General features: G+C 57.5%; 12 protein-coding genes and 1 pseudogene. 4 read left to right on the top strand and 9 right to left on the bottom strand.

Annotated elements, in window-relative coordinates; all coding sequences use genetic code 11:
* The first annotated feature begins 202 nt into the window (after window positions 1-202).
* The gene (locus tag ACELLULO517_RS23115; protein ID WP_227309804.1) at window positions 203-1,183 is read left to right on the top strand and encodes an aldo/keto reductase; all 981 of its coding nucleotides are present in this window, start codon (window positions 203-205) and stop codon (window positions 1,181-1,183) included.
* Window positions 1,184-1,428: 245 nt separating this feature from the next.
* Here ACELLULO517_RS23115 and ACELLULO517_RS23110 read toward each other — a convergent pair whose 3' ends face one another.
* The 3 genes from ACELLULO517_RS23110 to ACELLULO517_RS23100 form a co-directional block, all read right to left on the bottom strand.
* Window positions 1,429-2,481, bottom strand: a complete 1,053-nt coding sequence (locus ACELLULO517_RS23110) for an aldo/keto reductase (RefSeq protein ID WP_227309803.1) — start codon at window positions 2,479-2,481, stop codon at window positions 1,429-1,431.
* 143 nt (window positions 2,482-2,624) lie between these two features.
* Window positions 2,625-2,798, bottom strand: coding sequence for a hypothetical protein (locus tag ACELLULO517_RS23105; protein WP_227309802.1), 174 nt, complete (start codon window positions 2,796-2,798; stop codon window positions 2,625-2,627).
* A 77-nt stretch (window positions 2,799-2,875) separates the two neighbouring features.
* Window positions 2,876-3,082, bottom strand: a complete 207-nt coding sequence (locus ACELLULO517_RS23100) for an ABC transporter permease subunit (protein ID WP_227309801.1) — start codon at window positions 3,080-3,082, stop codon at window positions 2,876-2,878.
* A gap of 677 nt (window positions 3,083-3,759) precedes the next feature.
* Here ACELLULO517_RS23100 and ACELLULO517_RS23095 point away from each other — a divergent pair.
* Window positions 3,760-4,554: a PfkB family carbohydrate kinase gene (locus tag ACELLULO517_RS23095; RefSeq protein ID WP_227309800.1), complete on the top strand. Its 795-nt coding sequence runs from the start codon at window positions 3,760-3,762 to the stop codon at window positions 4,552-4,554.
* Between the two features lie 87 nt (window positions 4,555-4,641).
* Entirely contained in the window at window positions 4,642-5,643 is a 1,002-nt protein-coding gene (locus ACELLULO517_RS23090; RefSeq protein ID WP_227309876.1) for an ROK family protein, read from the top strand.
* Here ACELLULO517_RS23090 and ACELLULO517_RS23085 read toward each other — a convergent pair.
* From ACELLULO517_RS23085 to ACELLULO517_RS23060, 6 genes are all read right to left on the bottom strand, one after another.
* Entirely contained in the window at window positions 5,626-6,861 is a 1,236-nt protein-coding gene (locus ACELLULO517_RS23085; protein WP_227309799.1) for an AGE family epimerase/isomerase, read from the bottom strand. The genes ACELLULO517_RS23090 and ACELLULO517_RS23085 overlap by 18 nt on opposite strands.
* Before the next feature lie 14 nt (window positions 6,862-6,875).
* Window positions 6,876-8,006, bottom strand: a complete 1,131-nt coding sequence (locus ACELLULO517_RS23080) for an ABC transporter ATP-binding protein (RefSeq protein ID WP_227309798.1) — start codon at window positions 8,004-8,006, stop codon at window positions 6,876-6,878.
* A complete protein-coding gene (locus tag ACELLULO517_RS23075; RefSeq protein WP_227309797.1) occupies window positions 7,999-9,696 on the bottom strand; it encodes an ABC transporter permease subunit in 1,698 nt (565 codons plus the stop codon). Before ACELLULO517_RS23075 ends, ACELLULO517_RS23080 begins: the two co-directional genes overlap by 8 nt.
* Before the next feature lie 95 nt (window positions 9,697-9,791).
* Entirely contained in the window at window positions 9,792-10,895 is a 1,104-nt protein-coding gene (locus ACELLULO517_RS23070) for an ABC transporter substrate-binding protein (protein ID WP_227309796.1), read from the bottom strand.
* Window positions 10,896-11,018: 123 nt separating this feature from the next.
* A complete protein-coding gene (locus ACELLULO517_RS23065; protein ID WP_227309795.1) occupies window positions 11,019-12,032 on the bottom strand; it encodes an SIS domain-containing protein in 1,014 nt (337 codons plus the stop codon).
* 488 nt (window positions 12,033-12,520) lie between these two features.
* Window positions 12,521-13,270 (bottom strand): GntR family transcriptional regulator, encoded by a 750-nt coding sequence (locus ACELLULO517_RS23060; protein WP_227309794.1) that lies wholly within the window; start codon window positions 13,268-13,270, stop codon window positions 12,521-12,523.
* Between the two features lie 162 nt (window positions 13,271-13,432).
* Here ACELLULO517_RS23060 and ACELLULO517_RS23055 point away from each other — a divergent pair.
* Window positions 13,433-13,570 (top strand): annotated as a pseudogene (locus ACELLULO517_RS23055) (DDE-type integrase/transposase/recombinase); the annotation flags it as partial.
* Window positions 13,571-13,639 lie beyond the last annotated feature (69 nt).

The raw sequence follows: 13,639 nt of genomic DNA, 5'->3' as shown, positions 1-13,639 counted from the left end.
GATTAATGGTAAAATGTCATAACCGCATGCATGATTACCCTACTAATACAATAGAGAGCGGGGGGATAGACTGGGCTGCGTTCGGGAAAAGGGGCCCTTCAGAACCTACCCCCAATTCGTTGTCGGAGATCTCTCATGACGGAAAAGCTCCCGACCTTGAAACAGACAATAAGCCGGAACTTCCTCAGCGGAGACTAGCCAAATGAAATATGTCAACCTTGGCCGCACAGGCCTTGAAGTTTCCAAAATTTGCCTCGGCTGCATGAGTTACGGCATCCCTGAAAGGGGTCCGCATCTCTGGACTTTGCCGGAGGACGAAAGCCGCCCCTTCATCCGTCAGGCCCTGGAGGCAGGGATCAATTTCTTCGACACCGCCAATGTCTATTCCGATGGCACGAGCGAGGAAATTGTCGGCCGCGCGCTCAAGGATTTTGCGACCCGCGAGCAAGTGGTGATCGCCACCAAGGTGCAGCACCGTATGCGTCCCGGCCCCAATGGCGGCGGATTGTCGCGCCGCGCCATCATGATCGAGATTGATGCCAGCCTGCGCCGGCTTGGCACGGATTACGTCGATCTCTACCAGATCCACCGCTGGGATTATGCGACACCGATCGAGGAAACGCTCGAAGCGCTGCATGATGTGGTGAAGGCCGGCAAGGCGCGTTACATTGGCGCGTCATCCATGTTCGCCTGGCAATTCGCGCAAGCCCTCGCGATCTCCGAACGCCATGGCTGGACCCGCTTCGTCAGCATGCAGAACTACGTCAATCTTCTGTACCGTGAGGAGGAGCGTGAGATGCTACCGCTCTGCCGGAAAGAAGGCATCGGCGTCATCCCCTGGAGTCCGCTGGCGCGGGGCCGCCTGACGCGTGACTGGGACGCGGCAAGTGCCCGCTCCGAGACGGACGAATTCGGCAAAATGCTCTATGCAAATGTCGGCGAGGCTGACCGTCGCGTGACGGATGCGGTGCGGGCGGTCGCGGAGCATCGTGGCATCCCGCGCGCTCAGGTGGCGTTGGCCTGGCTGCTCGGCAAGCCCGGCATTAGCTCGCCAATCGTCGGTGCCACCAAATCCGGTCACCTGGATGACGCAGTCGCAGCCGTCGATATTGAGCTCACGAGCGATGAGGTAAAACAGCTCGAAGCATCCTATCTTCCCCACGCCGTCGCAGGGTTCGTCTAATCCCTCACGGGGAAGCAAGATCATGGTCCCTAAAATGATTGATCCTGCTCCCTCCCCTTTTTCGTATGGCCCGTTCTCAATTCGATCTTACGATATTGCAGTGGTGACAAGGCAATTTCACCTGATCGTCATCCTGCCGATCTGCTCTAAGATTGTTACCTCATCCTATGACAACCCGGTGGCGCTCATCTCAAGACGCTTGTCCAGGATGCTGACGCCACCGGTCTTATCGCCTCGTCCTTGCCTCAGAGATAGGGCGCGAGCAGACTGAAATCAGCTTCGCTCAGGCGATCACTGGCCGTATTTCTCTGATGCCAATAGGGGTAATTCAGCCAGGGTAGGCTGACCTTGTCCAGTTTAGCCCGCTCCTCATCGGTCAGCTTCAAATCGGCCGCAGCAAGATTGTCTTTGAATTGGGCTTCCGTTCGTCCGCCGATGACAACGGAGGTCACACCCTTGCGGCCGAGAAGCCAGGCGAGCGCCACCTGAGCGGCAGATACAGTCCGACCGCTTGCGATCTCGATCAGCGTGTCGACGATATTCCACAGCCGATCCTCGTCGCGGATGGGCGGCTCCGTCCATCCGGCGAATTGGCGCGTGCCTTCGGGCGTTTCCTGATTGCGACGATGCTTTCCGGATAAAAGACCGCCAGCGAGCGGGCTCCAGACCAACACGCCCAAGCCCTGATCGACACTGATCGGAATCAGCTCGTTCTCGGCGTCTCGCGTTTCCAGCGTATAATGAATTTGCTGGCTGACAAAGCGCTGGTAACGGTCGCGTTCGGAAATACCGAGCGCCTTCATGATGTGCCAACCGGAGAAATTGGAACATCCGACGTAACGCACCTTGCCTTGGCGCACGAGTGTGTCGAGCGCCTCCATCGTTTCCTCCACAGGTGTCAGACCGTCCCATTCATGGACCTGATACAGATCAATGACATCGGTCCGCATGCGCCTGAGGCTCGCCTCGCAAGCCGCGATCAAATGCTGGCGCGACAGGCCAAGATCGTTTGGTCCGTCGCCCATCGGAAAACGCACCTTGGTGGCGATCAGTACCCCTTGTTTGCGCGGACCGCCAATTATCTCGCCTAGAATTTCCTCGCAAACGCCCTGAGAATAGGCATCCGCCGTATCGATAAGATTGACCCCTGCGTCGATGCAGAGATCCACCAACCGGCGAGCCTCGCCTACACCAACATCACCGACCTTCTGGGCCCATCCAACGCCCCCGAAGGTCATAGTGCCCATTGTGATCGTCGAAATTTTGAGGCCTGATCGGCCAAGCTGTCGGTATTCCATTGCCCGTGTTCCTTAAAAGTTCAACCTAGAACCCTGACACTAAATTGCCTCATGCTTTGCGCGATCGAAGCAACTCAATCGCTAAAACTATGCCAAGGGCGTCGTTGAAACAATCGGATTTGAATTCAGTTGATTCCTGAAGCTCATTCAACGGAGCGCCGACGAAGCTCTTGGTGATGCCTTCCTTGCGCTGCCACCGTGCCGCCCACCGCCGTGGTGGCAGCGGGCAGCGGAACACTGTCCGCACGGGCCTGGCGATAGGGTGCCACAGCCAATGCGCTGGCGGATAGCAGGACAAGCCGATGGGTAAAGTTCATGCCACTCCCTCAATCTTCTTCTATCGCTCGGTTCAGGCTGTCTGCACCCACGGCCAGGATAACGACGACGCCGATTGTTATGATTTGCCAATAGCCGGAGACGCGAGCAGCACGAACGCGTTGCGCAGCAACCCCATCAGTGCCGCGCCAACCACCACGCCGACGATGGAGCCACGACCGCCGGTCAGCGTGACACCGCCGAGCACCACCGCCGCAATGACGTCGAGTTCGTAGCCGAGGCCGAGATTGGGATCAGCATTGGCCAGCATTCCTGTCAGCAGCAATCCACGGTTCCGGCCAGAAGGCCTGACAGGGTAAAGACCAGGATGCGCGTCCCACCGACATTCAGGCCGGCCACCTCAAAACACCTCATTTCGGCATCGTTGAATCTTTGGTGTCACGCTGCACATCATGGTGTATTCCTCAGAGTGTGGGCTGATGCAGTGGCATTGTGCGAGCTTGCAGCTGATCTGTGTTCGCGCGCCCATATATGGAGCGCTTTAGCGTCTTCAGTCGGTTGATTTGGACTTCCACCGACCATTTCTCGATCGTCCACGAATGAAATTGCAGAATGTTGCCCTATCATTACGCAAAGCAGAACAAATCGCTTTATGCCATAGAGGCCGAAACCATGCGCATCATCCATCCATCATCGAGGCGTTCCGGATCTTTGCCACGGAAGCGCATCGCGAGGCGGCGCGCCCAAACTTTGAGGAAGACCCCACAAATCGCGAAAGACCCAGATTCATGGCCAGATTCATGCAATGTGACAGCCAGTCGATCTGCACGCTTTATGCGGATGAACCCAGTTCCCCTTGGGGAGCTCAGGCCGGCCCGGGCCGGCTCCTCGCGGAAATCAACAAACATATCTCAAAATGCTTCTGCAGCATCCACATCGCAAGACAAGAACAACGTAATTTGCTAAACCAATCGAACAGTACGGGATTTTGGGAGTTTGGTCTTGCCGATCAAGGTTGCAACTGTGGGCGACAATTGTATCGATCGATATGGTCACCCGACCAGCCTCTCGACCGTGGGTGGAAACGCACTCAACGTCGCCGTGCATCTTGCTCGTGCCGGGATGCACTGCGCCTATTTCGGCGCAGTCGGCGATGATGATGCCGGCCGCAGGACGATCAATGAACTGGCCGCCAATGGTGTAGACATCGGTCATGTGCGGATCGCACAAGGGGTAACAGCCTTCACCGAGCTGACGCATGATGATACGGGCGACCGTGTCATCGGATTGGAGGAGTTCGGTGTTTGCCTTGACTACCGGGTAACTCCGATGGAGTTTGAACAGCTCAATGTCATGAGACATATCCATCTCGGTTGGATGGGCGATTCAGGCCAATGTCAGGAAAAACTCAAATCTATGGGCCTCAGCCTGTCGCAGGACCTCGCCGTAAACGGCAATGCGGCTGGGCTTGATCTTGCCTTTGCATCTGCCGGGCCTTGTCGCGACCGCGCTATCACACTCGCAAATCACGCTTTAGCTCAAGGTGCAAAACTTGCCGTCGTGACCATGGGCCCAATAGGAAGTCTGGCATCCGACGGACGCTCGGTCTTCGAGGTTGGAGCGCATACAACCAAAATTGTGGATACTCTCGGTGCGGGCGATACATTCATTGCCGCCTTCCTCGCAGCCCAGCTTCTCGGCCGGGATGTTAACGCATGCCTTGAGGCGGGCCGCGATGCCGCTGCAGTGACTTGCACACATATCGGTGGATTTCCACAGATGCCTCTCGAAATCTAGCGAGACTTTTTTGTCGGCACGCGCCGGCGTCGCCGCAGCGTGAGCCCGACACTATCAGTTTTCCCATTGCGAGAAGTCTTTACCTTGATGACGATCAGTTCAGCGATCTCCAAAAGCCTCCTCGCCGACCACAGTCAGTTCATCGGGATCGATCTTGGGGGAACGCAGCTTCGTGCGGCCTGCCTTGATAAGGACGGCACTATTCTCGGTCAGAAGCGTCTGCCGACTGATACCGAAAACGGCCCGGACGGCGTATTAGCACAGATTTCCGCTTTGATCGCAGAGGTCAGAACCAATGACTGTCGGGGGATTGGTATCGGTATACCGGGCACATTCTCCGCCCTGAATGGTACGGTTCTCAATATCCCCGCTCTGGATGGATGGAAAAACTATCCGCTGGCCCAACACCTGCAAAAGGAGATTGTACTTCCCGTCTGGCTGGAAAATGATGCGAAGGTCGCGGCGATCGGTGAAGGAAAAATAGGAGCGGCGCGTGACTGCCGCAATTTTGTCTATGCGACGATCAGCACGGGGATCGGCGGCGGCGTGTTCGTTGACGGCAATCTGCTGAGAGGCGCGCAGGGTCTGGCCGGGGAAATCGGACATACGCGCATCGCCGATGCATCCGCCGTCTGTTCATGTGGAAAGACAGGGTGCTGGGAATCCGTTGCATCCGGCACGGCTCTGGCAAAAAAGATGACGGCGGCGATCGCCGCAAATCCCAACGGCATTCTCGCCTCACTCGTATCGGACCGTCCCCCATCGGGACGGGACCTGCCCGCGGCCATCGCGATGGGTGATGAGGACGCCATCAGAATTCTGGCTGAGGAAGCGTTTTTTCTCGGTGCTGGATTCGTCAATCTTCAACATTTCTATGCGCCGGAAAGAATCGTCATGGGGGGCGGCGTATCGGCTCTCCTGCCCCTTCTGCACGATGATATCAAAGCCGTCATGAAAGACCGGCTTCTGCCGGGCTTCAATCTGGCCGAGGTCGTAAGGGCAACGCTTGAGGATGCGGCCGGCGTGGTCGGCGCGGCATTCTTTGCCCGGGCGATGGCAGAAGCAGGCCAGCTATCCCACGGTCGGTGAAGCCGCCATCTTCGTCATGGCGGCTAAGCCGCCGCGTGCGGGAAGCAGCGGAACAAGGCAGGCATGTAATGCGTGGTAAATATCGGTCTTGCCGGAAAAGAACCGGCTATGAGGAACCAACCTGTCGTTGAGTTCGCCATGCCAGCCGCCGATTCTATGATCGAGCATGTACCGGTCGGCCCAGTCCCAGACTTTACGATACCATGTCTCAAACACGGCGTCTTCCGTGCGGACATGCAGATAGGCCGAGGCCGCAATGGCTTCGCAGACCGGCCACCACAGCCGGTCGCGGATGAGCGGCTGATTGTCATAGTCCAATGTGTAGTAAAAGCCGCCCTGATCCTTGTCCCAGCCATCCGTGATGGCCTGCTTGAAAAGGCAACGCGCGGCATCCATCGTCCAGCCCAGCCGGCCTGATCCAAGCGCGTCCAATTGGGCAATCTGCCGCGACCATTGCAGAGAATGGCCAGGGGTGGTGCCAAACGGGCGGAACATGTCGGAACCGCGATATACAGTATCCGGCACCCAGTGCCTGTCAAAATGCTCGATCACGTGCCAATCATGCGACCTTGCCACGTGATGGATCAGACGGGTTGCAATGCGCTCTGCCATGCCGAGGTAATTGCTGTCACCGGTCGCTTCGAATGCGCCCATGAACGCTTCAACGGAATGCATATTGGCGTTCTGGCCGCGATAGTTGGAAAGCGGCCGCCAATCAGCGTCGAACTCCTCGGCCATGGCGCCAAGGTCCGGATCCCAGAACTTGTCGACCATGATCCCCGTGACATCCGCGATGAGCCGGTCGGCATCGGGATGCCCTGCCATCTTCGCGCTTGACGCCGCCAGAAGGACGAAGGCATGGCCGTAAGCTTGCCGGCTGGTATTGCTGCCCCTGGTTTCCCACGGATAGCCGCCCGTTGACTGATCCCTATGCAGATTCCAAAGCGCATCCATGCCGTGGTCAACGATATTGGCCGCGCCCGGCTGTCCCATCATCTGCGCGATCGAAAAGCTGTGCACCAGACGGGCGGATGTCAGCAGTTCGCGGACAGGATCGTCACGCCGCGGACGCGCCTGATCATCAAGCGAAAAAAAGCCGCCGGCCGGATCGATGACGGCGCTCTGGAATTGCTCGAATATCGTCATGGCTTGCTGCACCAGCCAAGCGCGATGATGCGGCCGGTTTCGCCAAGCCAGGCCAGATGACGTCTCGGTCATAAGAAAATCCTCAGTCAGGCTGCCATCGCGGCGGGTTTAGTAGTTTGCATGTCATCTTCAAGAACAAGCACCTGATCCTGCCGCCAGCTTGCCACCACATCGCTGCCGACGGCCAGGCCCAGTTCCGCGACCCGTTCGATGGAGAGTTGCAAGCCGATGATAAAGTCATCGGCCAGGCGTATCTGGGCCGAGAAATCCGCTCCGCCGAAAGCTAGCCTGGAAACCCGTCCCCTTGCCTCATTGTCACCGAGCAGGTCTTTGTCCGTCGCAAGCCGAACCGCTGCCCCGTGCCTGGGCAATAGCGCCGCCAGCGGCTGATCGGAGATCCGTCGGTCGCTTGTGCTTGTTACCGTCAAGCCTGGACGCGTTATCTTCAGCGATGGTCCGTCGCTCGACAGATGGCCACGTATGACTGTGCCGGCGTGGATGAATTCCGCGACGAAGGTGGTTTTCGGTGCGCGATATAATTCGACCGGTGTCGCTACTTGCAGAACGACGCCGGCATTGAGGACAGCGATCCGATCCGCCATGGCACAGGCTTCTTCCTGGTCATGCGTGACATGGACGATGGTCGTGCCCAGGGCTGTCTTGAGGCTGACGATTTCATCCTGCATTTGGCGCCTCAACTTTAAGTCCAGGGCGCCGAGCGGTTCGTCCAGCAGCAATACCGAAGGACGCTTGACGATGGCGCGCGCCAGAGCGGCCCGCTGCAACTGACCGCCGGACAGTTCCCCAACCTGCCGGTTCTCGAAACCGGCGAGCCCCACAAGATCAAGCGCGGCCACAACCCTCGGCCGCCGTTCAGCCGGCCTGATCTGCTCCATTTCCAAGCCGAAGGAGACGTTCTGGCCGATAGTCAGATGCGGAAACAAAGCATAATTCTGAAAAACCGTATTGGTGGGCCGCGCATGCGGCGGAAGGTTGGTGACGTTCTTTCCACCGATCAGGACGTCGCCTGCCGTCGCGGTGATAAAACCGCCTATGATGCGCAGCAATGTCGACTTGCCACAGCCGCTTGGGCCGATGATGGCAAATAGCTCGCCACTCGCGACGCTCAGGTCGATCCCTTTCTCCGGGCGCCCGAGGCTATAAAGAACCTGCCCGTATTGTTTACGGATATCGACACATTCCAGGGCCTTAGACATTGGCCAGACCTCCATTCACAGCACTGGTCATGCGCTTCCTTTTGAAAAGATAGGCCAATGCGCCCAAGCCAATCAGCGCTATGGACAGCAGCAGGATCGTTGACGTGCCCGCGATGACGCTTGGGCTAAGCTCGAAGCGAATGCTTCCGTAGATATAAAGGGGAAGCGTGGTTTGACTGCCCGTGATGAGGAAGGTGAGAATGAACTCATCAAGCGAAAAGGCGAAGGTCAGCAGCAAAGCACAGATGAGTGCCGGCGCGGCTTGCGGCAAAGTCACGCGTGTCAGAACTCTCAAGGGTGTCGCCCCCAGGTCCATCGCCGCAAGTTCCTGATTCGTGTCAACGCCTTCAAGCCGAGCCAGGATGACGAGAAGCGCCACGGGCAGCGACAGCAGCGTATGACCCGCGACAAGGGTCCAAAGCCCACGGGTCATGCCCACGGCATCCATCGCAATCAGAATGCCCGTCCCAAGCACGACCGGCGGCATCAGCATGGGCGCGGACAGCAAGAACAGCGCGCCGTTTCGAACAAGCCCGGATCTGCGTGAAATAGACACGGCGGCCAAGGCCGCGAAGCTTGTGCCGATTACCGCAGCCGCACTGCCGACTTCCAGGCTCGTGATCAATGAGGAGCGGAATGCCGGATCGGAGAAGGCCACGCGAAACCACTTCAACGTCAAGCCGGTGAGCGGCAATCCGACATTGGACGAACTGTTCAAGGCAAAAAGAAGCAGCAGGACGATGGGGGCATAGAGGAAGATCAGGAAAGCTATCGAATAGATCCGCAAAAACCAGCCCGCCGGCTTCACCACGCGTCTTGTGAACTCACCTGACCGGACGGTTCCGCCAAGGCGCTTCAGGGTGCCGAGGATCAAAAACGTCGTCGCCAGCATGGTCACGGCCATCGCCGCGCCGAAACCCCACTGCATGGAGGCGCCGAACTGGTTGACGAGAAGATTGACGAAGAGCACGCCATCCGTTCCGCCCACCATAACCGGGGTGATGTAGTCACCGAACAAGGTTATGTAGACAAGGGCGAAACCGCCGAGAATTCCATTGCGTGCGGCCGGCAACACAACTCTTATGAAGGTTTGCCGCCCCCGCGCGCCAAGGTCGCCTGCCGCTTCAAACAGATTGGGGTCGATCCGCTCAAGCGCGCTGTAGATGGTCAGGAAGGCAAGCGGCCCCAAAAGATAGATGAAGGTTATGACGACAGCGGACCGCCCGCGGCTGAGAAGTTCGAGTGGCGTCGATATCACGCCCAGATTGACGAGCGTCGTATTTAAAATGCCGTGGCGTCCCAGCAAATTCAGCCAGGCTATGACTTTTCCCAGATAGCTGGTCAAAAAGGGCAAAGCGGTTAGAACCAGATATAGCGACCGCCGCTGGGGGCGAACGTGGATCGCGACGTAATAGGCAAACGGAAAAGCGATGACGACGATCGCCGCGGAGACGCAGGCCACAAATAAAATGCTATTGGCCAAAGTATCGTAATAGGCGCTATTGGTGAAAATCCTGACGTAGTTCGCGGCACTTATTCCGGGAGCAAGGCTTCCGTAGATAGAGACATGCAACGAGTACCAAAGGATGACACCCAAAGGCAGCACGAAGGTTCCGAGAACAACAGCCAAGGCCGGCGCCATCATCCATGGCGTATCAAGCGAGATCCTGGGCAGGGAAATCTTGATCACGCGCTTTCGCCGTGATGTTGCTGGGACACCATTACTCACCATGGATGACATTTAAGTTTGCCGCTTTCCGTACCGCGCTGTTCAACGGGTCCAGGTCAGGTCGCCATCACGTCATCCCATGCCTGGGCATAGGCATTGGGATCAGCCGGGGGCGCCTGCATGACAATCTGCGCCGCGACGGATGGCTTGTCAGCCTGAATCGTCTTGACCATTTGCGCCGTATCGCCGCCTTCAGCCAAGAGTGCCTCCGTCACGGTTTTGCTGCAGGGGGAGCCGCCCGTCGCGGCAAAGATGATCTTGCCGTAATCCACGTCAGACCCGATGAAATTCAGAAACTTCATGGCATTGGCGCGGTTCTTTGTGCCCTTCACGAGCATGACGCCATCCACCCAGCCGATGCTGCCTTCCTTGGGAATCGCGGCCTCGGCGATATCCTTCTTTGCCTCTGCATTGATGAGGGCCGCCGCGCCGATCTGGGAGGCCAGACCGATGGTCGCGTCGCCACGGCGGAAACGCGCCCGAAACTCCGGCTCGGCGCCGACCACGATCTGAAACGGCTTCAATTTGCGCATCGATGCCACGACATCCTTGAGCTGCCCCGGCGTCATGGCATAGACTTGCTCCCGTGGAACGCCCCGCGCGAGGCCGCCGATCGCGAGGAAATCGTCGCCATCGCCACCGGCCAGAATGACCGAGCCCTTTGGCACCGACTTGTCCCAAAACATCGTCCAGCTCGGTTCGCCTTCCGGCTTGACGATGGCGGGCAGCCAAACCATTGCCAAGGGCGACCACATATTCGGATAAAACAACAAGGACTTTCCGGGATCGGCTACGTAGGGCAATGAGGCGGTCGTCAGGAATTCAGGATAGAGATTGGTATTGGCAGGGATTTCCGACGGGTCGATCGGTTCGATGAGGCCGAACTTGTGGTAGAGCGGCGTCCAGCCAGCATTCGCATAGACCAGATCATACTGGCCCGCGCCGCCCGCCTTCAACTTGGTGAACATCTCCTGATCGGTATCAACGCCAAGTATTCGCAGCGTCAAACCTGTCTTTTTCTTCAGGAGAGCGGCGGCCTCCGGCGGCCAGTAAGGCACCCATCCCAGCACAACGACTTCATTGGCGTCCTCGGCCTGCGCGGAGGGGGCCGCAAAGGTTCCTGCCCCGACGGTTGCGCCCGCAGCGAGCGTTGTCGACAAAAATAGGCGGCGATTCAGGAGTCTAGCACGCGTCGCATCCATAGCTTATCTCCTTTTGAATTATTAGTGCGGCGAATATTGAACCGCCTTGCCAATGGCCAAGCTAAGACTTTGGTCTGACCCTCAGTAGGCGACCTTTTTATAGTAACGCCGCGTTGTCAGCGGATGGTTTCGCAGAACCTCAAGATGAGCGCTGATTCTTTCGAACATCGTGGCGAGCAGGATGGGTGATATCAGAGCCCTGACGTCATCGGATATGCCAGGCAGCGCGCAATCCCTTGTGTCAAAAACGGCCACGGCATCTGTATAGTCTCGTGCGAAGGTCTCTGCGCGGTCGACCAGCGACCGCGTCCCGTCTTCGCCCTTGAAGAGCATGACACTCACACCCTGCTCAACGAGTTCCAAAGTCCCGTGAAAGAAGTCGGACGCATGGACCGGACGGGTCTTGATCCATTGCATCTCCTCCAAAATACACATGCCGTAATAAAATGCCTCGGGCCAGGTGGATCCGCTGCCGGAGATGATATGGAAACCCGAAGCGGCAATCGCTTTTGCATGATGATCGGCTTGCGGCTCAATGGCCCGTTTCACATCGAGCATCAGGGCAGGCAGCATTGCCAACTCGTTGACAATGCGCTGATAGTCCGGCGCTTCCCCTCTGGCTTTCATCACGCTAAGGGCGATGAAGATGGACTGTAGATAGAATGATTCGCAGGATGTGTCATCCTCGGCAAAATTGACGAAGTTGAAATCCGCCCCTTGCCCGAGAGGGGAGTCGGCATGACCGACCAGACTGATTGTCGTTGCACCCAGGTTTTTGCAAAACTTGAGGGCCGCAACGCTTTCCTTCGTCGTGCCGGAAAGCGACGGCACCACGACGATGGACTTGGACGACAGATGCTTGTGGCCGGTCAGCACAAGTTCTGCCGGCTTAATGTTGAAAGTCGACAACAGCGACTTTTCTGCCATCAGCAGAGTTGCGGGTTCCATAAGAATTCCGGCCCCGCCGGTGCCGAGAAAAAACAAGCTATCCGCGCCAGCCGCGATTGCGGCGGCAATGGCCTCATCGATCGGCCTAGCCAGACGAACAGCCCCGGTTTGAATGCGCAGAAACCGATCTTCATCAAAGTTCTTCATGACATCCTCATAGCCGTGAAACGCAGTCCGTTTCTCATTTTGGTATCTTTTTAAGAGATACCACTGGTATCTTTTTGCGCTCAGGCTATCGCATTGTCAATGAGCTATTCTGTGCCAAGGTTGAATTATCGGAGGCTCAGCCTTAACAAACGTCAGCTGGTTCAGGAAACCTTGCGGCCTGGCCAAACTGGGAAGTTCACATGAAGGCAAATTGTCGGCATATTCTGTGATTCTGACTGCAAAACCGCAAGAACCAGAATATGCGCTCGAAAAATTCTACGCCGAGGACAAACTGTTCGTTTGCCGTCCCAGTCCAGACAAGACTGTCGCCGATCCACGACCTTTAGAAGAGGCCCCGCCAGGCGACAGGTTAGGCTATCCGAGCGATCGCTTTCTGGTACTAAAATCCTGTACCTATGGTATTATAAATGTCTTGTCCCGGCCGGGTCTGTCAATAAAATTGCGCGGCTTGGCTGGAGAGGGACCGCTTAAATCTCATCATTGGCGGCACCGCGCACTTCGGTCTCAAACCGGGCTTTGTAGGCAGGGTAGCGCGACCGGACATAGTCGAGCGGCTTGTTGCCCCTGGTAAAGCCGATGCTTTCAAAGAGAAAGACAGGTGCGCCATCCGAGATTTCGAGATGGGCGGCCTCTTCCATGGAGGCGGGCTTAACCTCAATCGATCGCTTGGCCAGGGTGGTGACGATGTCATGCTGGCGCAGAAAATCGTAGAGGGAACTGTTCGCAAAATCCTGGTCCAGGAGGCCCGGGCAAAGATCAAGCGGCAACATCGCCGTGACCAGGCACATCGGCAGACCATCTATGAAGCGGAGGCGCTCTAACAGAAACAGACGGTCTCCGGTGCGCAAGCCAAGCCGCTGCGCCGCCTCAGGCGGGCAAAGAATGACGGTCTGAGACAAAATTTTGTTTGTAATCAACCGGTGTTGCGTTCGGGCATCCTCATCGAAACCGATAAAGGACTGCATGGCATGATCGGTATATTTGGTCTCGTCCGTGAATGTTCCCTTCCCCACCAGACGGCGCACCGCGCCGTCCTTCTCCAGCTCCGCGAGCGCACGGCGAATGGTCGTCCGGCTTACATTCAGCTCCTCGCAGAGGTCACGCTCCGACGGGAAGGTCGCAAAGGCGGACATCGACGATCGCTTTTCGAGAAGCGCCGCTTTCACCTGGAGATAGCGGGGAAGATTCGTGGAGTCTCCACGGCGTCGCAGCGGCATGGTAGTCCTAAACCTTTGCTGGAAGCCTCTGGCTACTTTGACCGCCTGCCATTGTCCAGAGTCGCAACCACATTTCGGGCGCCGAGCAGAACTAGCCGGTGACCGTCGGAACTGGCCGCAACTCCGGGATTGGCTCAGGATTTAACTGAGTCATAGCGCGCATGGCTCTATCTGGCGGTCGTGATGGATTTGTTCTCCCGGCGCATTATTGGCTGGACCGTCAGTGACCGGCTGCACCGCAACCTCGCCTTGGCGGCAATGCGCCAGGCTTTTGTCATTCGTCGCCTGGATGTCGGGCTGAACCGGCCGGGTTTTCCGGAGGCTCTCATTCTCAAGTAGAGTGGAGCCATGAGGCCTCCTTCGAGGCGG

Source organism: Acidisoma cellulosilyticum (genome assembly GCF_020621385.1).
Lineage (GTDB): Bacteria > Pseudomonadota > Alphaproteobacteria > Acetobacterales > Acetobacteraceae > Acidisoma > Acidisoma cellulosilyticum.
This window is presented reverse-complemented; position numbering and strand designations above follow the sequence as displayed.